At 48.2% G+C, this 23,525-nt stretch carries 16 protein-coding genes; 10 read left to right on the top strand and 6 right to left on the bottom strand.

What is annotated here, in order from left to right; all coding sequences use genetic code 11:
• The first annotated feature begins 218 nt into the window (after positions 1-218).
• The gene (locus tag Q1B04_RS04815; protein ID WP_299756251.1) at positions 219-2,795 is read left to right on the top strand and encodes a S8 family peptidase; all 2,577 of its coding nucleotides are present in this window, start codon (positions 219-221) and stop codon (positions 2,793-2,795) included.
• A gap of 87 nt (positions 2,796-2,882) precedes the next feature.
• Here Q1B04_RS04815 and Q1B04_RS04810 read toward each other — a convergent pair whose 3' ends face one another.
• Entirely contained in the window at positions 2,883-3,683 is an 801-nt protein-coding gene (locus Q1B04_RS04810; protein ID WP_299756249.1) for a M57 family metalloprotease, read from the bottom strand.
• 502 nt (positions 3,684-4,185) lie between these two features.
• A complete protein-coding gene (locus tag Q1B04_RS04805; protein WP_299756247.1) occupies positions 4,186-4,983 on the bottom strand; it encodes a M57 family metalloprotease in 798 nt (265 codons plus the stop codon).
• 341 nt (positions 4,984-5,324) lie between these two features.
• Here Q1B04_RS04805 and Q1B04_RS04800 point away from each other — a divergent pair, with 341 nt between their 5' ends.
• Positions 5,325-6,143 (top strand): hypothetical protein, encoded by an 819-nt coding sequence (locus Q1B04_RS04800; RefSeq protein WP_299756245.1) that lies wholly within the window; start codon positions 5,325-5,327, stop codon positions 6,141-6,143.
• Between the two features lie 83 nt (positions 6,144-6,226).
• On the opposite strand, the gene Q1B04_RS04795 is transcribed toward Q1B04_RS04800, so the two are convergent.
• The gene (locus Q1B04_RS04795; RefSeq protein WP_299756243.1) at positions 6,227-7,108 is read right to left on the bottom strand and encodes a YicC/YloC family endoribonuclease; all 882 of its coding nucleotides are present in this window, start codon (positions 7,106-7,108) and stop codon (positions 6,227-6,229) included.
• A 131-nt stretch (positions 7,109-7,239) separates the two neighbouring features.
• Here Q1B04_RS04795 and purQ point away from each other — a divergent pair, with 131 nt between their 5' ends.
• Together purQ and Q1B04_RS04785 are read left to right on the top strand one after the other, a co-directional pair.
• The gene (gene purQ / locus Q1B04_RS04790) at positions 7,240-7,932 is read left to right on the top strand and encodes a phosphoribosylformylglycinamidine synthase subunit PurQ (RefSeq protein WP_299756241.1); all 693 of its coding nucleotides are present in this window, start codon (positions 7,240-7,242) and stop codon (positions 7,930-7,932) included.
• A 557-nt stretch (positions 7,933-8,489) separates the two neighbouring features.
• Positions 8,490-10,031 (top strand): SulP family inorganic anion transporter, encoded by a 1,542-nt coding sequence (locus Q1B04_RS04785; protein ID WP_299756239.1) that lies wholly within the window; start codon positions 8,490-8,492, stop codon positions 10,029-10,031.
• A 111-nt stretch (positions 10,032-10,142) separates the two neighbouring features.
• On the opposite strand, the gene Q1B04_RS04780 is transcribed toward Q1B04_RS04785, so the two are convergent.
• The 3 genes from Q1B04_RS04780 to Q1B04_RS04770 are packed head-to-tail and all read right to left on the bottom strand — an operon-like array spanning position 10,143 to position 15,612.
• Positions 10,143-11,294, bottom strand: a complete 1,152-nt coding sequence (locus tag Q1B04_RS04780) for a serine hydrolase (RefSeq protein ID WP_299756237.1) — start codon at positions 11,292-11,294, stop codon at positions 10,143-10,145.
• A gap of 15 nt (positions 11,295-11,309) precedes the next feature.
• The gene (locus tag Q1B04_RS04775) at positions 11,310-14,519 is read right to left on the bottom strand and encodes a hypothetical protein (RefSeq protein ID WP_299756234.1); all 3,210 of its coding nucleotides are present in this window, start codon (positions 14,517-14,519) and stop codon (positions 11,310-11,312) included.
• Between the two features lie 4 nt (positions 14,520-14,523).
• On the bottom strand, positions 14,524-15,612 hold the full coding sequence (locus Q1B04_RS04770; RefSeq protein ID WP_299756231.1) for an FAD-dependent oxidoreductase: 1,089 nt from the start codon (positions 15,610-15,612) through the stop codon (positions 14,524-14,526).
• An 84-nt stretch (positions 15,613-15,696) separates the two neighbouring features.
• Between Q1B04_RS04770 and Q1B04_RS04765 the strand changes: the two genes are divergently transcribed.
• From Q1B04_RS04765 to Q1B04_RS04740, 6 genes are all read left to right on the top strand, one after another.
• A complete protein-coding gene (locus Q1B04_RS04765) occupies positions 15,697-16,332 on the top strand; it encodes an MBL fold metallo-hydrolase (protein ID WP_299756228.1) in 636 nt (211 codons plus the stop codon).
• A gap of 24 nt (positions 16,333-16,356) precedes the next feature.
• On the top strand, positions 16,357-17,064 hold the full coding sequence (gene pssA / locus Q1B04_RS04760) for a CDP-diacylglycerol--serine O-phosphatidyltransferase (protein ID WP_299756226.1): 708 nt from the start codon (positions 16,357-16,359) through the stop codon (positions 17,062-17,064).
• Positions 17,061-17,312 carry a phosphoribosylformylglycinamidine synthase subunit PurS gene (purS, locus tag Q1B04_RS04755; RefSeq protein WP_299756224.1) on the top strand — a complete coding sequence of 84 codons (252 nt, stop codon included), beginning with the start codon at positions 17,061-17,063 and terminating at the stop codon, positions 17,310-17,312. The genes pssA and purS overlap by 4 nt, the downstream gene beginning before the upstream one ends.
• Before the next feature lie 108 nt (positions 17,313-17,420).
• Positions 17,421-20,891, top strand: a complete 3,471-nt coding sequence (gene porU / locus Q1B04_RS04750) for a type IX secretion system sortase PorU (RefSeq protein WP_299756221.1) — start codon at positions 17,421-17,423, stop codon at positions 20,889-20,891.
• 50 nt (positions 20,892-20,941) lie between these two features.
• A complete protein-coding gene (porV, locus tag Q1B04_RS04745; RefSeq protein ID WP_299756218.1) occupies positions 20,942-22,075 on the top strand; it encodes a type IX secretion system outer membrane channel protein PorV in 1,134 nt (377 codons plus the stop codon).
• Positions 22,076-22,091: 16 nt separating this feature from the next.
• Complete coding sequence (locus tag Q1B04_RS04740; RefSeq protein ID WP_299756216.1) at positions 22,092-23,378, top strand: pitrilysin family protein; 1,287 nt, start codon at positions 22,092-22,094, stop codon at positions 23,376-23,378.
• Positions 23,379-23,525 lie beyond the last annotated feature (147 nt).

Raw genomic sequence — 23,525 nt, 5'->3', positions numbered from 1 at the left:
TTTTCTTTTATCAATTTTCGGAGAATAATAAGAGCTCAAAAGTATCTCAATTTTCTAGATACTCCATTTAATGTTACCTGCTAACCTATTGCTTCTTAAGCCCATATTGTGTAGCTTCCGTACAATTTTATCTCACCATGCATTTTATGGCGCGTTATACTTTGTGTGTTAATTTAAACATACTTAAAAAAGGCTTTTGGGCCACCAGGTTTAGCTTATTGCTTCTACTAACCGGTATTACGGCGTCGGCAGTTGCCCAGCAAAATACTGCGCCGCTCCGTAAAACCGCCGCCGCTTTGCAACAGGTGTCTGCCTCTAAAATACAAGAGGTGCGCGTATTGCCAACCGATGAACATAAGTTGAAGGGCTGGTTGCAAGTGCATCTGCCGCACGCAAACTATCAGCAAAGTGTGGCGCAAAGTATAACGCTAAGCAACCTGCAGCCAGGTGATCTTACCAAATTGCAGCAGTGCCCCTGGCTGAAGTATATCGACCGCGGCAACCGCCAGGCTCAGGAAGAACTGGAGTTGAAAGACAGCGACTTAAGCGCCAACAACATCTCTGCGGTGCATGCACTTTACACGGAGCTTAACGGCGCTGGCCTGGCAGTTTCCATCAAGGAGAATTATTTCGACACAACTGATATTGACCTCAAAGGGCGTGTGCTTCCCGCTCTTGAGCCGGAAGAGGAAACATCTATACACGCTACTACCATGGCCACTGTCATCGCAGGCGCAGGCAATTCTTCACCTAACGCGACAGGTGTTGCACGGGCTGTTTCCGTTACTTCCTCCAGCTTTGCAAACCTGATGCCCGACGATGCAGCCGCGCTAACAGCACAAGGTGTAAGCGTGCAGAATCACTCGTATGGCGTAGGCGTGGAGAATTATTATGGCCTCGAAAGTATGGCTTATGATGAACAGGCGTTGGCTTACCCGCAACTGCTACACGTATTCTCGTCGGGGAACAGCGGCAGCGCAACTCCAGAAACCGGCACCTATGCAGGTATAGCCGGTGCGGCAAACTTAACAGGTCAGTTCAAAACTTCTAAAAACACACTGAGTGTTGGTGCTTTAGACAGCGATAGAACCGTAGGCGCACTCAGTTCGGTTGGCCCCGCTCATGACGGACGTATAAAGCCCGAGCTAGTGGCACATGGCACGGGGGGCACCTCTGAGGCTGCGGCTGTGGTATCGGGGGTAGGCGTGCTGGTGCAGCAGGTATATGCTGCCCAACACCAAAATAAGCTTCCTCCTGCGGCTCTTGTTAAAGCTATTCTGATAAACAGTGCCGATGACGTAGAAAACCCGCACCCGGATTTTAAGAGCGGCTATGGAAATGTAGATGCGCTAGGGGCTGTGCAGACGGCGCAGGAGCAGCGGTATTTTTCTGGAAGTATAGCTGCCGGCGCCTCAAACAAATTTACCCTGCAAATACCTGTACAGACAGACGAGTTGAAAGTAACGCTGGTGTGGCATGATGCAGCCGCCTCTCCCGATGCACCAACTGCACTGGTGAACGACCTGGACCTGCGCCTGGTGCACACGTCTTCCGGCCATGCCTGGCTACCCTGGGTGCTTAACCCTCATCCTCACCCTGATTCCCTGAACCAATACGCAAAGCGCCAGGCTGATCACTTAAATAATGTAGAGCAGGTTACGCTACAGTCTCCTGCAGCAGGAACTTATGAGCTGCAGATAACTGGACATAACATGTCGGATGGACCGCAGGCATACAGTATAGCTTACGAATATACCTCCGGGATTTCCTGGACCTACCCTAATCAATATAGTAGTTTACATGCTGGCAGCAGCAACCGCCTTCGCTGGAGCGGGCTGGGTGTGGGTAAGGCCAGGCTAGAGTATAAATTGAGCGGCAGTAAAGAATGGATATTGATTTCTAACGCGGTGGAACTCGCCCAGCCATACTTCGATTGGGTAACTCCTGACACGTTTGCACTAGCACAGGTAAGGCTTACAACAGAAAAGCAGACGCTGCTCTCACCCGAATTTATACTTGCTTTTGAAGCTCAGCCTGCCATCACGCTGAACTGTGGCAATGAACTGCTTCTGCAGTGGCCTGCCATAGCAGGAGCCAGCAGCTATCAGCTTTATGCTTTACAAGGCAATTACCTGCAGCCACTGCTTACCACCCCTGACACCGTAGCTGTGCTTGCCAGTAATCAGGAAGTTGCCTCATACTTTGCAGTATCACCGGTACTAACGCAAGTACCCGCCGCACGAAGCCAGGCAGTGACATTTAACCCTGATTCGGAGCTATGCTACATCAGCAATTTTTTACCGAGGCAGCTAGCCATGGATTCCGTTTTGCTGGACCTTTCGATCAGCACCAACTATAAAGTTCAGGAAGTGGCGCTGGAGCGCTGGGAGCAAGGCGCTTTTAAAACAGTGCACACCGAAACCGCAGCAAATCAGGAGGTATTTGTATTTCATGATCCAAATCCTAAACCCGGCCTTAACCGCTACCGTGCCCGTGTCACCACGCAGTCGCAGTTATACTATAGCCAGGAAGAGGATGTGCTGTATACCACACAAAATTTTATACAAGCAGCTCCTAACCCGGTTGTTGCCGGCCAGGACGTGCAGGTGGTAGCCTATGGCAACGGCACAGCTCAGTTACAACTCTATAACCTGATGGGCCAGCTTGTTTATACTTCATCTGATAGCGGCACCATCAAAACCTTATCTACCGCCGGCTTGTCGGCTGGCGTGTATATTCTGCGCCTTTACACCGAAAAGGGAGAAAAGCTGAGTACGCGCCTGCTTATACTTTAACCTAGAGCAGCAAAAGCAAACGGCCCCTGCAGCGCGTGCTGCAGGGGCCGTAACTTATACTTTACCAGGTTTTAAGGAGAAAATTGCTTAGTAAAGGTAGCTCAATGCTGTTCTGTCGTTTGAGTTGAACGGACGGTTTACACCTGTTCCGATACAAGCCAGCATCCAAGAAGTTGCATCTGGACCGGTTGGCGTGCCTGGTACATGTACAGCGCCAACTGAGCTGGCACCTTCGTTGTAGTAAGCGCCGCCGCAGCTATAGCTTCTGTCCATATAATCTGTGTGGCGGAAGCCGATGCAATGGCCCAGCTCATGCGCAAGGATGGTAGCCAGGTAATTTGTTCCTGGGTTAGAACCAAGGTAGCTAGAGTTTACCTGTACTTTGTTGTATGGATTACCGCCAGATGGGAAACCTGCAGAAGCCAAGTAGCTAGCTCCGCCTGGCGCTTTTGTGAAAAGCACATCATACCCGGAAGACACACGACGGAATTTTAATTTAAGGTTTTCGGCATTGTAACGGCGTATCATCTCATCTACGGCAGTTACATAAGCCGATGGCAAGCTGGTAGAAACCGCAATATCAATTGTGCGGCTTGTGCCAACGCTTACCAGGTTGTTTGTGCGGTATTGCTCCGACTCACCAACACGCAGCGCCTTTTGGTCATAGTGGCTGGTTAGTTGCTTGTCTGTAAGTATAATATCGCCTTCTACAAGGTAACCACCCTCTACACGCTGCACATTCTGGTTGTTAAAGCCCATAGCAGAAATCTGCTCCAGGGTTTGAGCAGAAACTTCGTCTTTAGTAGAAATCTCTTCGTCTTGCTGGCAAGACGAAAAACCTAGCACTGCTGCGATGGCTGTGCACATAAACATGTATTTGATTTTCATTTTTTCAATAATTTAAAGTTAGACATATAGGAATAGTAAAGTATAAGGTGTCAAAACAGTGCAAGAAGTAACCTACAGCAGGTTGTTGTTTAAACAGCAACCCAAATCTTTCAAGGATACAATAACCTCTGACACTCAAACAGGCATACAATAAAACCTATCATACTTCAGAACAGCTACTTGCCTAACAATAGTAAAACATATTTATTAGTTAAAACAGGAATAACATAACATAAAAGTAACATCAAAATAAATCCGGCTATAACTCTTAAATGTGCCAAAAAACTATATTTTACTATAATTACACATTGTAAAACATCCTAAAAGTAACATTTACAGGAATTAAATTTTTAGAACAAATGCTCCGTACCTGCACTTTATGGGCCTTGCAAAGCTTTAGATTATACTTTAGTTACTTATAAAACCAGAGCGGCCCCTGTAACTGTTGCTACAGGGGCCGCTCTGGTTTTACACCTTAGCTTAGTCTACAAGGCCTGGCTCTTTAATATAAATAGTCTAGTGCTATCTTGTCATTCTCGTTAAACGGACGATCGTCGCCGGTGCCGATGCAGGCCAGCATCCAAGAATTCGGATCTGGGTTAGACGGAGTACCTGGCACCTGAACAGCACCAATTGAACTGGCTCCCTCATTTACCGGAACTCCACCGCAGCTGTACTGTCTGCTCATAAAATCGGTGTGGCGAAAGCCGATGCAGTGACCAATCTCATGGGCCAGAATAGTTGCCAAGTATGCTTGATCAGGCCTTACGCCCATGTAACGGGAATTTACCAATATCTGGTTATGGGGGTTGCCGTTGACAGGGAAACCAGCTGATGCAAGGTATGGTGCAGTGCCGTAGGCTTTACGGATAGTAATATCGGCATTTCTGGATACACGCTTGAAGGTTATTTTTAGCCCTTCTGCATTGTAACGGGTAATGGCTTCATCCAGCGCCGCAGTATAAGTTTTTGGCAAGCCATAATCCATAGAGATGGTTATAACGCGCGGCAGGCCGGCAACCAGATTAGTAGTGTGGTACTGCTCTTCCTCCCCTACGCGCAGCAGTTTTCTTTCGGCAAATGAGTTCAGCTCCTTTTCCGATAGCAGGATGTCTCCTTCTACCAGATAGCCGCCGTCCACGCGCATAACGTTATGGTTGCTGAAACCTAAGTCGGAAACTTGTTTCAGAACCTGTTCTGAAACTTGGTCATCAGCCATCACTTCTTCTTCGCTTTGGCAAGAGGTCAGGCCTAGAGTAACTGCCAATGCTGAAAATAGTAGTAAGCGTTTTGTAATCATGGTGTTTAAGGTTTATGGTTAGAAATAGTTTAAAAACAGGAAGAGCAGCTGATGCTATTGCTATATTTTAGCATATAAGCTATAAATAAATTTAAATTATTGGGTGTTTTACGGAGGCTTAAAAAAAATGATTAGATTTTTTTTAACAATTATTCAAATAAATATATATTAAATCCTAATATATAAAATGTTTTACTAGTGATCTTATATATGTATGTATTAAAGTCAATTACTTAATGATTTATTTATAATAAACTATTAAGATATGTAACTATTACAATTAATATTAGTATATTGCGTTTGTAAATCATTTTAAACCTCTCACTAATATCCAAGTAAAAATGAAGAAACCATTATTATTCACTACAGCTCTCGCTTTGGCAGCTGGTTCAGCATTTGCACAAAGCACAAACAACACTGCAGATGTACATCAGTCCGGATATTTAAACGAAGCAGCAGTTACACAGTATGGTAGCGATAATATTGCCTACCAAACACAAGCTATCGGTATAGACGGTACATCTGAAGGCAACCTTGCTGTTATTGTGCAGGAGGTAGCATCTAGCAACAACTATGCAGAGCAAAGCCAGCAAAGCTATAGTATAGGCAACCAAGCTTATATTACGCAATCCGGCTCTAGCAACAGTGCCTACCAAAGCCAGGATGCAATTTCATTGGATAACTATGCCAGCATTACACAAACCGGCAGCGGAAACGATGCGCAGCAGTACCAAAGCTGGTACAGCATCTCTAACTCAGCTACTATTACCCAAAGCGGCACAAGCAACATGGCTGGCCAGGAGCAAACAGATTTTAGCGCTGGCAACGAAGCCACCATCTCACAGGATGGTATACTTAATGAAGCATCGCAGCAGCAATATTATGATGCGTATGAAAATACTGCCAGCATCGACCAGTCAGGTATGTTAAACTATGCGCTGCAGGAGCAGGGCGTGGGATCTCTAAACGTAATCTCTTCCTCTCAGGATGGTTTATATAACTATAGTGAGCAGTACCAGCAGTATGGCGACTTAAATGTGGCTTCAGTCTCTCAGAGCGGGGACTTTAATTATGCGGGGCAGTTGCAGGTGGGCAACGAAAACAACTCCACTATAACACAAAGCGGCATTAATAACAGTGCTTTAAGCATACAGCAATAACACGTTTGCTTTCTAAAAAACGGCGGGCCCGCTGCAAATAGTTTTGCAGCGGGCCCGCCGTTTTGTGGTGCTATACTTTAAATTTACAGAATATTATTGATCTGCTCTTTAATCTTCTCCAGTTCCTCTTTCATCTCTACCACATGGTGCTGTATGGTGGCATCGTTGGCTTTTGAGCCGATGGTGTTGATCTCGCGGCCAATCTCCTGCGATATGAAGCCGAGCTTTTTGCCTGTTGGCTCAGGCAGGTACACAGTCTCTGTAAAATAGTGCAGGTGGTTTACCAAGCGTACTTTTTCCTCCGCAATATCAAGCTTCTCCATATAGTAGATCATCTCCTGCTCAAATCTGTTTTTATCGAAGTGCTCAGAAGTTGATATTTCAGCCAAATGGCCACGGATGCGCGTACGGATATGCTCCATCCGAACCGGGTCGTGCTTTTCTATCTCGGCCAGTAGGATACGGATACGGTCTATGTACGACATAATTTCGGCTGTAAGCGCCTTGCCCTCATCGGCCCTGAAGGTATTTATACTTTGTAGCGCCTCCTGCATAAGCGGCTGCACCAGGTTCCATTCTGCCTCAGCGGTTTCTCCGTCCTGCTCCTCCTGCTGCAACACCTCTGGCATGTGCAGCGCCAGCCTGAACAGTTCTCCTTTGTCGGCTCCCAGTTGTTCGGCCACCTCGCTCAGGTCCGTGTAGTATGCCTTTAAGAGGTCTTTGTTCACAGTATTGCGCGCCTTCTGCGTTTTGTTCTTTGAGAACTCCACGTTAACGCTCACTTTACCGCGCACCAGTACCTTTTGCACCATGTTCCGGATCTCGTACTCTTTATCAGAAAGTACTTTTGGGGTGCGCACGCTCAGGTCCATGCTCTTGGAGTTAAGCGATCGGATTTCTACGGAGATACTATACTGGTCGGCATCGAGGCGGGCACTGCCAAAGCCTGTCATAGACTGCAACATAAGCTCTTTACTAAATGATACCTTGGCAAATTAGGTATAATTATTCAAATTTGCGCAGCAAGCGCCGCTAAAGCTCTTAAAAGCCGCTGATAATGTGTGCAGCCCAAGTATAAATTACTTAACTTTGAACCATGAAATTTGGTGTAGTCGTTTTCCCGGGGTCCAACTGCGACCAAGACCTTGTTGATGCCATAAGCCTTGGCATGGGGCAAGAATGCGTAAAGCTGTGGCATAAAGACCACGATTTGCAAGGAGTTGATTTTGTTTTGCTGCCAGGTGGCTTCTCTTACGGCGACTACCTGCGCTCCGGTGCCATTGCGCGCTTCTCTCCTATTATGCAGGAAGTGGTGCAGCACGCCAACAAAGGCGGCTATGTAATGGGCATCTGCAACGGTTTTCAGATACTGACGGAGGCAGGTTTACTGCCCGGCGCTCTGCTACGCAACGCCAACCAGAAGTTTATCTGCGACAACGTATACATTAAGCCTGTTTCTACCAGCCTGCTGCCAACGCGCCACCTGGACCCGGACAAGGCCTACAAAATACCAGTTGCTCACGGCGAGGGCCGCTACCACGCTGATAAGGAAACGCTGCGCAAGCTGGAAGACAATGATCAGATTATGTTTAAGTACAGCAGCAACATTGCCGACACGCACGATATCTATAACATTAACGGCAGTTTGCTAAACATTGCCGGCGTAAGCAACGAGCAGAAGAACGTATTCGGGATGATGCCGCACCCAGAGCGGGCAGTAGACCCGGAACTTGGCAATACCGATGGCCGCGCCATTTTCGAGTCTATCCTGAACTTAGTAAACGCTTAGAAAAGTATATTTAGACCGCGTTCCGGAATAAGATATAAAGCCGGGTAATGGCCACAGCTGCCGTTATCCGGCTTTGTTTTTTTGCGTCTCTAGCCGCTTATAAAACCGGCAGAGGCTACAGGAGTGTGGCCAGCTGTTCTTTTTAAAATAAAAACTTTACCTTTGCACCCGCAATGAGAAAAGCTACACCATTTCTGTCACTTACTCCACCCTGAAGCCGATAACGGGCAAGTTACTATCGGCTTGAGCCACATTGTAGCCTCCTGCCCTGCAGGTTTATACTTATACTTTCTGCCCCGCAGCTAGAACCAATGCTTATTAGTATACTTTAAGTCAAAAGCGAAAGCCACTTTTACAGCAGGCGCTCGCTTTGTTGCAGACACATATAACCTTTCTGCTGCCGCTGCTTATGTATGCAGAAGCGGGCGAAGTGTTATACCCGCCAAAGCTACAGCCATAGGTCAATGGTGCAGCCGGGCGAGAGGATATTGATGCTGAGAAATGCATTTTCATGAAAGTGTTGTGTCTGCTTTATCTAAAATTTATCTTCTTTTAAAATGAAACAATATCTAAGACTTTTCGACTTCAGCCAAAAGGTCGATTATAAAGTTGAAGTGCTGGCTGGCCTCACCGTGGCCATGACAATGGTTCCGGAGTCGCTCTCATTTGCCATTCTTGCCGGTTTCCCTCCTCTGGTGGGGCTGTATGCTGCTTTTATTATGGGTTTGGTTACTGCTGTGTTTGGCGGCAGGCCAGGCATGGTATCAGGCGGAGCAGGTGCTACCGCCGTTGTACTTATCGCCCTGATGCAGTCTCATGGGCTGGAGTATGTGTTTGCTGCTGTGGCACTGGCAGGTATTCTGCAGATTCTGGTGGGCATATTCAAGCTTGGCAAGTTCATACGTTTGGTGCCGCAGCCGGTAATGTATGGCTTTGTGAACGGTTTGGCTGTTATCATCTTCATGTCGCAGATCGAGCAGTTTAAAACCGTGACAGACGGCAGCGTATCCTGGCTTGCCGGCAGCCCTTTATATATTATGGTTGGCCTGGTAGCTTTAACCATCGCCATTATTGTGCTGCTGCCTAAGTTAACCAAAGCCGTGCCGCCTTCGCTGGTAGCTATTATCGTGGTTTTCCTGCTCGTGCTTGGCTTTGGCATCAATACTAAAACCGTTGCAGACATTGCCGCAGTAAGCGGTGGCCTTCCTCCTTTCCACATACCGGAAGTACCGCTTACCCTGAACATGCTGCAGGTTATTTTCCCGTACGCGCTGATTATGGCTGGTGTAGGCCTGACAGAAAGTTTGCTTACACTTAATTTAGTGGATGAGATTACCGCCACCAGAGGGCAGGGCAACAGGGAGTGCGTAGCACAAGGCAGCGCCAACCTTCTAAACGGATTCTTTTTTGGCATGGGAGGCTGTGCGATGATTGCACAAACACTGGTAAACCTTTCTGCCGGAGCCCGCGCCCGTTTGGCCGGTATAGTGGCAGCTTTTACCATACTGATTATCATACTTATCGGCGCACCAATCATCGAAATGGTGCCAATGGCGGCGCTGGTAGGCGTTATGATTATGGTTGCTATCGGAACGTTTGAGTGGATCAGTTTCAGGATCATCAACAAAATGCCGAAGCAAGATGTATTTGTAGGCATATTGGTAGCCGCTATTACTATCTGGCTGCACAACCTTGCTTTGGCGGTACTGATAGGAGTCATTATTTCTGCTTTGGTATTTGCCTGGGAAAGTGCCAAACGCATCAGAGCCAGAAAGCACCTGGACGAAAAAGGGGTGAAACACTATGAGATTTTCGGCCCTCTCTTTTTCGGCTCCGTTACGGCTTTCTCCGAAAAATTTGATGTTCTGAATGATCCTGAAGAGGTTGTTGTCGATTTCCGGGAAAGCCGGGTGGCTGATATGTCGGGGATTGATGCGCTGAACAAGTTAACAGAGCGCTACCAAAACGCGGGCAAAAAACTCCACCTAAAGCACTTAAGCGAAGACTGCAGGATACTGCTTAAAAACGCAGAGCAGGTGATAGATGTAAATATTCTGGAAGACCCGCATTATGCTGTCGTAACCGATAAGCTGTCGTAAAGTATACTCCGGCGCAAAGTATAAACCCCGCTGCTGTTCTAACCATGAACGGCAGCGGGGTTTAACTTTTATACTTGTAAGTATGAAATGCTTTTCATTTGAAATACCCTGCTATTTCACCATTTTGTTAACGGCATCAATCATAGCCATCACCTCGCTTGGGTGCTCCCCAATACGCTCGCCGCGTTGCTTGCCGAGCCGCACAATTACGATGTTCTTTTCTGGTATTACAATAATGTACTGCCCAAGTATACCTCGAGCGTAAAAAATCTCCTGCCCTTTATACTTTGGCATCAGCCACCATTGGTATCCGTAGAAGTCCACTTGCTCGCCATCAGAGGCTTTGGTTAAACCATTGGGTGTGAGAGACGCTTGCACATAAGCAGGCGGCACCAGAGTATCGCCGTTCCAGATGCCGTTGTGCAAGTATAGCTTTCCTAACCGGGCAAAATCGCGGGCATTGGAGAAGAAGCAGCAGTAAGCTTTTTCCATGCCATCGGGTTGGTCCAGGCTCCATTCTGCATCCTGAGCGGCTCCCATCGGCTTCCAGAGTTTTTCCTCGGCATACTTGCTCAGGCTTTGGCCTGTCGCCTCTTGCAGCACAAAGGCCAGCACTTGCGTATCTCCGCTTTTGTAGGTCCACTGCTTCCCCGGCTCCTTTACAGCATCCAGCCTTTTAATAATTTTTCTTAAGTCAGAGCCATAATAAGCTTCGGTTGTCATGGAGAGCGGGTTGCTGTAAGATTCGTCCCAGTTCAGGCCAGAGCTCATCCAGAGCAGGTGCTTTAGCTTGATTTTTGCCTTATCGCCCTTTTTGAAATCAGGAAGAAAATCTCCTACCGGCTGCTCTACACTTTCAATCTTGCCTTCTTTTATAGCCACACCTATCAGCATACTTACAATGCTCTTGGCCATGGAAAAAGAATTACTCAGCGATTCATCCGAATAACCATCCCAGTACTGCTCGTAAAGTATAGAGTCGTCTTTTACTACCAGAAAAGCTACTGATTCCAGTTGCTGATGCAGTTGTTCCATTTCCTGCGGCATCTGCACCCGGTTATACTTCTGCGCCAGCGGCCAAGGCTGAGCTGTAACCGGTGCGTCTATCTCGCGCTGCTCGAAAATAGTATGGTCATCGATATCGGCAAAATTGTACACAATGGCCTTGTACACATAATTCTTGTCGGCCATGTGTATCCAGGCTGCCAGTAGGCCCAGCAACAGCAAAGTGCCCAGACCAAAGCGTTTGGCTTTGCGGTTCATGCGGTGTGGTTGTTTTTAGAAGTCGTAGCCCAGTGTTACGTAAAACTTTGGACCGACACGGTTATCTTCTTCCTCTCCCCAGGCTACATCCAGCTTGCCGTACACGCCCAACAATGTGGTGCGCGCACCAAAACCGTAGCCTACCAGGAACGGATTACGATAGTTAATGACAGTAATATCAAACTTATCTACATTGAGCTGGCCGGTAGTGCCGCCACTAATGCGGGTATTGATGGAGTTGTTCCCTGAGAAAGGATTTGCGCCGCTATAGGCAGAGCCGGCATCGGCAAAGGCTGTTAGCTGCAGGTTCCGGAAAAAGCCAGAACCGATTGGCCCGTTGTACAGGTACTGCACAATTGGGATGCGCAGCTCGGCGTTGGCCAGCAAATGGTTACTGCCGCTGCGCACGTTAAAGTTAAAGCCTCTAAGCGGTGTGATGTACTCCAGGTAAAACAGGTCTGCAGGAGAGTTAACCTGCACATCGTTCAGTTCTGCCTCTTCGTCCTCATCAGCCAGCAGCCAGTTGTTCATACCGCCGATCAGGAACTTTTTGGTTGAGTTTCCGAAGAACCGGCCGTAGCTTACGTGGGTGGCAAGTATAATTTGGCGGTGTATTTTAAGGTAGTGTCTGAAATCGGCATAAAATTTATTAAAGTTGCCCCGCGAGCTTTCAAAACCTTTCAGAGACAGCAGGCCTACTTTAAAACGGGTGCCTTCGCGCTGGTTTACTCCGGTTATCACGCTGTTGTCGTACACCAACTCCACATTGCCTCCCCAGAAAGTTTCTACAGTATCTGGTATCGAGAAATCGTTTTTGTAGGTAAAGCGCGTGCTCACGAATTTTGGCTTCAGGTGCAGACTGGTGCTGTGGCTAAACGGATACTTCAGCACCGGTGTAAGCTCGTTTTTATTAAAGTTCACTATAGAACCTGGTGCGTTTAAAAGGCTGCCTCTAAGTGTAGAGCGCTCAAACTGCACTCCCAGATCCACACGGTTGGTCAGGTTCATGTACTCGGCAAAGAAGTTGCTTGTCTCAAAGTCGGTGCGCATAAAGGCAGTACCCTGTATGCGGTGGTTCTCGAAAAGGTCGGCCATCTCTACACCTGCCACTATACCAAAGCCCAGCAAAGGATCTGCATGCACAGAGGTAATGATTTCCTGCACACTAAAGCGCAGGTCATAATCCAACGGGCCTAACAGGTCTACACTGCTGTTACCGCTGCTGGCTCTGCGCACAGGAGCTGAATTACGCTTCTGCTGCTGGGCCTGCCGCTGGGCATCATTAAATTCGTAATCCTCAATATTTATCTCGCCATCTTCGCGTACGTTGCTGCTCTGCGTTCTTTTTTCCTGCTCCAGCAGCCTGCGCCGTGTGGCAGCGGCGGCGGCTTCCTGGCTGGTTCGGGCGCGGGTTTCAAGTATGATCTGGCGTGAAGTCTGTGGCAACTCCTCTAAGGCGGCAGGTTCATAGTTCGGCAACAGGTACACAAAACGATTTCCTTCGTCGCGGGCTACCACCGCCAGCACATTGGCAGCTGGCACATAGTCAAACTGCTCTATATTCTGCAGAAAGTTTGTAACAGGCGTGCTGGTGCCGGTGCTAAGGTCGTAGCGGTACACACTCCGGATGCCGCTTGCCTCGCCTAAGTATACCAAGTTGCCATCAGCGGTAGGGCGTGGCTTTGTTTCGCTGGCAATGGAGCTGGTTAATTGCCGAATGTTGTTATCCGCCCCCTGCTGCTGCAGCAAGAAGATATCGAAGTTATTGACGATGCTGTTAAAAGTGGGCTGCGATGCGTTACTTGTTGTATCATCCCAGCGGTTAGAGCTGAAGGCGATCCCTTGGTTGTTGCGCAGGTAGACAGGGTCTATATCATCAAAAATATCGTTGGTGAGCTGCCGCTGCAGCCGTCCGTTGGCTCCAAGCAAAAACAAATCTGTCTGTCCGTTACGCACAGCACTCACCACTATGGACTGCCCATCTTCAGAATAATCCATTCCGTTAATGTGCACAAACTGCTCTAGCGTGGCTGCGGGCGTCACGAGGTTCTCATAGAAAGGTATAAACGAGTAGCTGCTGCGGGCATTTACCTGGCGCAGCACAACCTTGCCTCTTCTGGATTCTATTAAACCTAACTGCGAGTTTGTTCGCCAGGCCAGTACAGGCATGTCAAAGTCTACGCGCTGATCCAGGTTCTTGTAGCCAGCCCGCCATACTACACGGTCTTTGCCACTCCGCACATCCTGCACAAATACCTTGAAAATACCGTTGTCGTTTTTCACGTAGGCCAGTAGCGTGCCGTCCTGGTTCAGGACCGGTTTGCCGTAGTAGTGGCTTTCCTTGTTCTTCTTAAACAGTTTCGCTCCTTCGGGCAGTTGCACCAGCGGGCTTTCGGAGCTGGTGTTTATCTGCATATAGTAGTTATACCAATCCTGCAGAAAACGTTTGTAAGGGATGTTCAGACTGCTGGTAATACCTATCTCTACGTCGCGGGTAATGCGGGTCAAGTTCAGGATATTTTGGATGGCGGTGTAGCCGTAGCGCTCTGCAATGTAGTTCCAAACGCTTTGTCCGGCTAGTTTAGGGCTCTTGGCGAACACCTTTTCGGGGCGTGGGTTCCCTTGTTGCTTCAGGAGCATATCCCGCATAAAGCTGTCCATCTCCAGGCTCCAGCCTTCTGACGTATATGCCGACACGCCGGCAATAAACCACTCGGGCAGGCGCAACAGGTAGCTGCTTTGCAGGGCTTCTTTTAAGCTGCCGCCATACATCATGTCGTTCATCAGCAGCTCAGTCAGCTGGTAGTTCAGGTCATGCTTAAACTCCGTCTGAGCTCCTCCATAGGCCACTTCAATCTTACTCTTCATGAAGAGGGTTTCGCCGCCGGTCTGGTACTGGTCGTTGTCAAGGCCGATGTTGCTCTGCAGCAAGTCAGAGGGTGAGTTGTAAAGTATGAGTGTGATTTTGGAGTAAGGATAATAGCCGATCAGGCTGGTTATGCGCTTCAGTTCCCGCTCTGCGTATGCGGCTGCATTTACAGCTTGCTCCTGCCCGTTCTGGTAGAAGTATACGTTAAAATTTTGGGTGCTGTAAAGCTTCCAGTCAAAGTTCTTATACTGTATCCGGCTCTTGCCGAACGCATCTACGTTTGGCTGCGCCTGTAAGGCAGAGGCCGCCAGCAGGCAAAGGACGAACAGTGGTAAAAATCTTATGGAAAAACGCATGCGCTTAGAGTTGCTGGTTTTGTTGATTTATGTAGTCGTAATATAACGATAAATATCTTAAAATGTGTATCTCCGGCATTACCTCTTCTGTACCGGCAAGTGCGGCGGCAAAGCGCTGAGCCAGGTAAGGAGCCATTAAAACGCCTTTTGAACCCATGCCATTAAACACGCTTAACTGCGCAAACTGCGGGTGCGTGCCAGCCAGCGGGCGTCGGTCACGCACGGCGGGCCTTATACCTGCCCAGTGCCCTGTTACATGAAACGGCTGTGTGGTAATCTGCCCGAAGCGCTCTGCGAGTTCTTCCTGGCCCTGAGGCGTAGGCTCTTCGTCGGGTTGGCGCCAGTTATAGGTAGCCCCAATCTTAAAACGCCCATCTCCTACCGGAACAACGTAAACAGCTTTGTTATAGATGCATTCCGGGTCGTAATTCTCCGTCTGCACTTCCAGCACCTCGCCTTTGGTGGGCTGTATCGGCAACCACTTAAAGTATGGGTTATTCACCACCTGAAACCCTTCGCAGAAAATAAGATGCGCAGCTTCTGCGTCCTTATAGCGCACACCGCCCTCCGTTAGTTGCAGCTGCTCCACATCAAACCGCTCCGGCAGCATCATTTTTTGCTCCAGCAGCTCCTGCGTCAGCAGGTCCAGCATTTCGGCTACCTGCAGGTACCCGCCCCGCCCAATCATGATTCCGCCGTAAGGGTCGTCGATATCCGGCTGGTGTATACTTTGGGTATGCGTGTCCAGAATATAGTCTCCCCAGCTGGAATCGGCACTCTTAGCCATCCAGGTATTTTGCTCTTCTATGGAAGAAAAGATCTTATAGATAGGTTTATGGATGAACAACTGACGCCCAAAGTGCACCTCCAACTCATCGTAAAAGGCATCGGCGGCAGGTATAAACGTATCGGCCAGCCAGGATTTGGCAAAGCGCTTGCCCGCCACAGGGTTCAGTAAACCGGCTGCCACGCGTGAGGCGGCGCTTGCCCGAGGCTCGTCTATTACCAGCACGCGGCGGCCCTGCTTGCGTAAAGTATAGCTTAGAATAGCGCCAGCCAGGCCGTGCCCTACTACTATAAAATCGTATTTCATAAGGGCAAGTTACGAGATGTACCGCGTAAATTAGTAACTTAGAGCCACGATTTTGCGCTTACCCAATCATCAGAAGAGAAAGCTATGAATGTTACCTGCCTTACATTTAACCCGTTTCAGGAGAACACGTACCTGCTGCACGACGATACTAAGGAGTGTGTGGTGGTAGACCCCGGCTGCTACGAGCGGCGGGAGCAGGAGCAGCTCAAAAAGTATATAGAGGAGAATGGCCTGAAGGTAGTGCGCCTGCTAAACACCCACTGCCACATAGACCACGTGCTGGGCAATAAGTTTGTAGCCGACACTTATCACGTAGGCCTGGAGATACACCAGGAAGACGAGCAGGTTTTGCGTGCCGTACCAACCTATGCCTCTAACTATGGCTTTCCGTTGTACGCGGAGCAGCTGCCGGCTTCTTATTTAAAGGAGGGTGAAAGTATAAAATTCGGCAACACGGAGCTGGAGGTCATTTTTGCGCCGGGCCATGCGCCGGGCCATGTGGTATTTTACAACAAAGCTGATAAAACCGTATTAGGAGGCGATGTACTGTTTCAGGGCAGCATTGGACGCACCGACCTGCCCGGAGGCGACTTCGACACGCTCATCCAAAGTATAAAAAACAAGCTTTTCACGCTGCCCGACGAGGTGACGGTTTATCCTGGCCACGGCCCGGAGACCACTATCGGTTACGAGAAAAAGTATAACCCGTTTCTGCGGTAGCCATTTCTGCCGCCACACGCCTGCATGAAAAAACATATCCCGAACGCCATCACCTGCCTTAACCTGTTTTCTGGTTGCCTGGCCCTGTACTTTGCTTTTAAAGGAGAGTTGGTAATTACCGCTTACCTGGTAGGCATTGCCGCCGTGTTCGATTTTTTGGACGGGATGGTGGCCCGACTGATGCACGCTTACTCCGAAATTGGCAAGCAGCTGGACTCTTTAGCCGACATGGTGTCTTTTGGCGTGGTGCCGGGCACGGTAATGTTTATGCTGCTGCACCGCCTGGAGGCACCGCTTTTAGGTATTCCTGCTGATGTGCTGCCTTTTTTCGGCTTCCTGATCACGATATTTTCGGCGCTGCGCCTGGCTAAATTTAATATCGATACCCGCCAGACGACCTCATTTATCGGTTTGCCGACACCTGCCTGCACCCTTTTTGTGGCTTCGCTGCCGCTGATACTGGAGACGGAGGGCCTTGTGGCTTTCGAGATCATCCTGAACCAGCCGGTACTGCTGGGGCTAACGGTTTTACTGTCTTTCCTGCTGGTGGCCGAGCTGCCGCTTTTTGCTCTTAAGTTCAAGAACTTTACGTGGCGGGATAATTCTATCCGCTTTATTTTCCTGGGCTTATCGGTTATCTTGGCAGCTATGCTTAAATTCGCAGCCATACCGCTGATTATTCTGCTGTACGTACTTTTGTCTATTGTTAAAAAAACATCCCATACATCATGAAATTTGTTGCTGAAATTGACGTAATGCCCCGCCCTGAGTTACTTGACCCACAAGGCAAAGCCGTACTATTAGGTCTGGAGCACCTTGGCCTGGACCAAGTGGACGATGTGCGTATCGGAAAACACATTACCCTGAACCTGGAGGCGGAGACGGAGGAGATAGCGCGTGAGAAGGTAGAGAAGGCTTGTAGCAAGCTGTTGGCTAACCTGATCATGGAGTCTTATACTTTTGAGCTGAAGCAAGTATAAAAGCTACCTCTATTTCAATATTTTAGCCGTATCTTTGTTAAGCATAAAAATGCTGCCTGCCTATACTTGTAGTATGGTGGGCAGCTTTTCATTATTTTATACTTGCCTATGATGTGGCCCAAGCGATTGGTTTATGCATGCGTTCTTTGTCTGCTCACCTGCCTGACAAACGCTACCGCACAGCCTACTGCCCCCACTTCTTTTCCCAATCAATCTGTACTTAGCACCGGCGAGTGGTATAAACTGGCCGTAACAGAGAGCGGTGTACACAAAATTGATAAAGCCGTACTGCAGTCCCTGGGCATCAGCACCCAAAGTATAGACCCCAAAAAAATACAGCTTTACGGCAACGGAGGCGGCATGCTGCCCCAGCCCAACAGCGCCCCCCGCCCCAATGACCTGCAGGAAAATGTCATCACTGTTATAGGTGAAGAAGACGGCAAGTTTGATGACGACGATTATGTGCTGTTTTACGCTCAAGGCCCGCACACCTGGCAGCATGACGCCGCTACACAACAATTTAAGCACGTCTATAACGTCTACTCCGACACAGCTTACTACTTCCTGAGAATTAACCATAGCCCTGGCAGCCGGGTAGCTGCACGAGGTCAGGCAGCAGGCACCGGACAAATTATAACAAGCTATAACGAGCGGCTATACTATGAGAAGGACCTGAAAAACATGGTGTTTTCGGGCAGGGAGTGGTACGGAGAGGAGTTCAGCACGCTCCAGACATCGCGTAGCTTTAATTTCCTTGTTTCAGATATAGTGGCAGGATCTGAGGTAAAGCTGGAGGCGGCCTTGATGGCGAACGCTCCATCCAGCAGCAGTTTCACAGTTCAGCTTAACAACCAGACACTCGGCTCTCAAGATATCCCTGGGCGCGGCTATCACCCGGACCCTAATTATCAATATCACCTGAGGGGGGTAAACAGCACAAAAACTTATACTATAAACCAGCAGCAGCTAGGCAACAGCAGCGAGTATAACATTACACTTAATTTTAACCCCGGCGGCAGCCCCACAGCCATGGGCTACCTGAATTACCTGGAGCTGCACTATCAGCGGAAGCTAAAGCTCTATGGCGAGCAAACCTCCTTCCGCTCTACCCAAAGTATAAACCAGCCAATTAGCAGCTTTACGATTGCCGGCGCTCCTGCCAGCGCTACTGTTTGGGATGTAACCAACCCAACACAGCCAGTGGCGCAGCAGCACAGCAACGGGAGTTTTACCACGGCTACAGCGGAGCTGCGCGAGTTTGTTGTGTTCCAGAGCGGCAGCATCAGCCAAAAACCCATTGCGGCTGGCCATGTAGAGAACCAGAACCTGCACAGCCTCAACCAAGGCGGCTCCCTCGATTTTGTTATCGTGACACACCCGGCCTTTCTGCAGGAGGCAAACAGGTTGGCAAACCACCGTGCGCAGCACAGCAACATGGAAGTACAGGTAGTTACCACCCAACAGGTATTCAACGAGTTTTCATCTGGCGCACAAGACGTTACAGCCATTCGTGATTTTATGCGCATGCTCTACAGCCGTAGCAGCAAATCCAGTGGCGATGTGATGTACCTGCTGCTTTTCGGCGATGCCTCCTACGATTATAAAGACCGCATCCGCAGCAACACGAATTTTGTACCTGTCTATGAGTCGCGTGAGTCTCTGCACCCGATTACCAGCTACAGCTCAGAAGATTATTATGGCTTTCTGGATGAAGAAGAAGGCGAATGGGCTGAGAACGTACAAGGAGATCACTTGCTGGACATTGGTATCGGCAGGCTTCCGGCAGCAACTACAACTGAAGCAGCCACTCTTGTCAATAAAATCATTAACTATGATAGCCCGAGCCACTTTGGCAGCTGGCGCAGCAGAGTAACGTTTGTTGCCGATGATGCCGATTACAACGAGCACCAAAACGATGCCGAATTCCTAAGCAATTACCTGATAGAAAATCACCCCAAGTATAACCCTAACAAAGTATACATAGACCTGTATCAGCAGCAGGCAGTGGCAAACGGGCAGCGCGTACCTGCTGCTTCCGCAGCTTTAGACAAAGCCATTGAGCAGGGCTCCCTTATCACCAACTACACCGGCCACGGAAACGAAGTAAGCTGGGCATCTGAACAGGTGCTTACGCTGCCCCAAATCAACAGCTGGAAAAATAAGGATAACCTGACGTTTCTGCTTACCGCCACCTGCGAGTTTGGCCGCTACGATGACCCAGGCAAACCATCTGGAGCGGAGCAGGCGCTACTGCACACGTATGGAGGCGCTGTTGGCCTGCTTACCACAACCCGGCCTGTTTACTCTAATGGCAACCGCATACTTAACCGGAATTTCTTTAGCACAGCCTTTACACCTGTAAACGGCCGTATGCCACGCCTCGGCGATGTGATGATGCTAACCAAGAATAACAGCATTACAGATAACGTAAGCGGCTCTAAAGGCGTGAACAACCGTAACTTCACCCTCCTCTCCGACCCTTCTATGCAACTGGCCTACCCTAAGCTGGAAACTGTTATTACAAGTATAAATGAGAAGCAGGCTCCTTTTGATACAATCAGCGCCCTAAGCAAGATAAAGCTGCAGGGGCAGGTGCAGACACCCGAGGGCAACCTTGCCAGCAACTTCTCCGGCGAGCTGCACCTGAAAGTCTATGAAAAGCCAACAATGCTCTATACCCAAGGCGACGAAAAAAGTCCCAAACAGCCAGTGCAGGTGCGCGAAAACACACTTTACGATGGCAGAGCCAGTGTACAACAGGGGCTGTTTGAGGTGAGCTTTGTGGTGCCCAAGGACATCGCTTACCCTTTTGGCCAAGGCAAAATAAGCATCTACGCCAGCAACAACACCCAAGACGCCATGGGAGCAAATCAGGAAGTTGTAATTGGAGGCACAGCCAAAAACGCACCTACCGACAATACACCACCATCTGTTAAATTATATATGGATGATGACTCTTTTGTGTCTGGAGGAACAACCGGCCAGACCACAACTCTGCTGGCCAAGCTTTTTGATGAGAATGGCATTAACTCGGCAGGTATAGGTATTGGCCACGAGATTACAGCTTTGCTGGATGAGGAACAGACTAGCTTAGTTGTACTAAACGATTATTATACATCGGCACCAACCAGTTATCAGGAAGGCGAGGTAAAGTATACTTTAAAGGATTTGGAGCCTGGGCCTCACACTCTCCGCCTCAAGGCCTGGGATACACACAATAACTCAGCAGAGGCATATATAGAATTTTATGTATCTAATGATGTCGATATTGCGTTAGAGCATGTAGCAAACTTCCCAAACCCGTTCTCAACTGAAACCACATTTCTTTTTGACCATAACAGAGCCGGCGAAGACCTTGAGATTCAAGTGCAGATCTTAGACATATCAGGTAAGCTGGTAAAAACTTTGCAAACCATGATTTATGGAAGCAGAACGCGTGTGGCAGAAATATCGTGGGATGGCCGGGATGAACACAATGATGTGCTGGCACGTGGCGTTTATCTTTATAGAGTAAATGTGCAGTCGCTGGTGGATGGCGCTAAAGCCACCAAGTTTCAGAAACTTGTAATTATAAAATAGAATAGTAGTACATATTTTCTATATTTGATATAGCTATCAATACCCTTCATATGCAGAAAAATAGTAAGATACTGAAGGCCGCCGCCTTAGCGTTCGCCTTAATTTCAGCGCCAGCTGCTTTTGCACAACAGACGCCACCGCCTGCTACTTCTACAGGCTCTGATCTTAACGCAGTTACCACTGCGGTTCCGATCCTTACTGTTGGCCCGGATTCGCGCGCAGCAGCTTTAGGTGATGCTGGTGTGGCTGCATCGCCCGATGCCAACGCATCTTACTGGAACCCTGCTAAGCTTGGTTTTGTACAGAACGATTTAAGCGTTTCTTTTTCATACTCTCCTTGGCTGAGTAACATTGTTGACGACATGTCGCTTAATTACCTGTCAGGGTATAAAAAGCTAAATGAGACTTCTGCTATCTCTGTTTCCCTCATGTACTTTGATTTAGGTGAGATTCAGTTTATAGATGCGCAGCAAAACCCACTTCAAAACTATAACCCGAAAGAGTATGCAGTGGCTGTTTCTTACGGTCAGGCCCTGAGCGAGAATTTCAGCGTGGGTATTTCTGCGCGTTTCATACACTCCAACCTTGCCGGCGACGTTAACGTGAGCGGCAGCAACACAGAGTCTCAGCCGGGTAACACAGCTGCTGTTGATGTAGGTGTATACTATAACAAAGATCTAAGCCAAAACTTAAACTTGGCTTTAGGTGCAAACATATCTAACATCGGGGGTAAAATTGCTTACTCTGAGGATGAAGACAAGAGCTTCTTGCCTACAAACCTGAAACTTGGTACAGCTCTAAAGTATAACTTGGATGCCTACAACTCTCTTACCTTCTTACTGGATGCCAACAAGCTTCTGGTGCCATCTCCGGGCGGCGACACAGACCAAAGTGTAATTGGTGGTATTTTTTCATCTTTCGGAGATGCCGAAGGCGGTGCCAGCGAAGAGCTGAAAGAGGTAAACCTTTCGACAGGAGTAGAGTACTGGTATAATGAGTTGTTTGCGGCACGTGTAGGTTACTTCTACGAGCACCCTGATAAAGGCGGAAGAAAATATTTCTCAGCTGGTTTGGGTATTCGCTATCAAAAGTTTGGCCTAGATGCCGCATACCTCATCCCGAATGATCAGGGCAACCCGCTAGCCGATACTTGGCGCTTTACGCTTGCCCTTAACTTGGAATAATAAATACATTTAAAGAATGCTTGATAGATCAAAAGCTCCTGAAACATATGAAATAGATGCCGTCAGCATCCAGATAGCCGAGGTAACTCACCTAAGCAACGGAGCCCGACTGCATTTAATAAAAAGCGAAACCCAGCCTGTTGTCAGGCTGGATTTTGTTTTTAAAGCCGGTAAGTGGTACGAAGAAAAAAAAGGCACTTCAGATTTAGCAGCTAAAATGCTTCTGGAAGGATCCATAAATCACACAGCCAAGCAAATTGCGGATAAGGTAGGATTTTATGGCGCCTCCTTGGAGAACAACCACGGTTATGACCGTTCAGAATTCACGCTTTACTGCCTGGCAAAGTATACTTCAGATTTACTTGCGCTTGTATTGGATGTACTTCAAAATCCTGCATTTCCGGAAGAAGAATTTAACCTGCTCAAGCAGCGTACTTCTCAGTCGCTAAAGGTACAGCGCCAGAAAAACAATTATTTGGCCACTCATGCTTTTACCCAACAAGTGTACGGCAGTAGCTATCCTTATACTTTTGGATTTGATGAGGGAATTTTAGAAGCAATCACAAAAGAAGAAGTAGAGGCATTCTATCGCAAAAGATTCGTGACACAGGAACTGGAAGTATTTGCCTGTGGTGCAATTGATGACGTACTGCAGTTGCAACTCGAAAACGAGATTTCCAGCCTACAGCTTCAACCATCCGCCGCATCAGCCACTACTAATTTAGAAGAGGTTTCTTCTGCTAAAGATAAGTTTAAGTTGGTATCGGTGGCTGATAGCCTTCAATCATCTATCAGAATAGGTAAGCGTTTCCCTAAAATTGATCATGCAGATTACCATAAGCTACTTGTCTTAAATGAAATCTTCGGTGGATACTTTGGCTCTAGGTTGATGCGCAATATCCGTGAAGACAAAGGTTATACTTACGGTATACATTCTGTGGTATCTCCTAAAGAACAAGACAGCATCTTTTATATAGGCACTGATGTTAATTACGCTGTTACTGATAACACAATTGAAGAAGTTCTAAAAGAGATAAAGTTGCTGCAGCAAGAGCAAGTTCCGGAAGAGGAGTTGGAAACAGTTAAGAACTATATGTTAGGTAAATTCCTCAACGATATATCTACCATATTTGATCAATGCGACAGGTATAAGCGTATCACGCTACACAAATTAACTCCAGAGCATTATAACAATTACGTTACAACAGTACGTACCGTAACTGCTCCAGAGCTACAGGATTTAGCGAACAAGTATTTACAGCCAGATGACTTATATACTACTGTAGCAGGTAGAAAAGAGTAACAGATTAGCTCATATCTCTACTAACAGCAAAGGCCGCACCTGATCGGGTGCGGCCTTTGCTTGTTTACAGGGTCCAGCTGCACGCTGCGAGCAGGGCTCCCATTGCGGTGTACACCTGCTACGGCCTATGCCTCCCCCGTTCTGCTG

It is taken from the genome of uncultured Pontibacter sp., assembly GCF_947495565.1.
Classification (GTDB): Bacteria; Bacteroidota; Bacteroidia; order Cytophagales; family Hymenobacteraceae; genus Pontibacter.
This window is presented reverse-complemented; position numbering and strand designations above follow the sequence as displayed.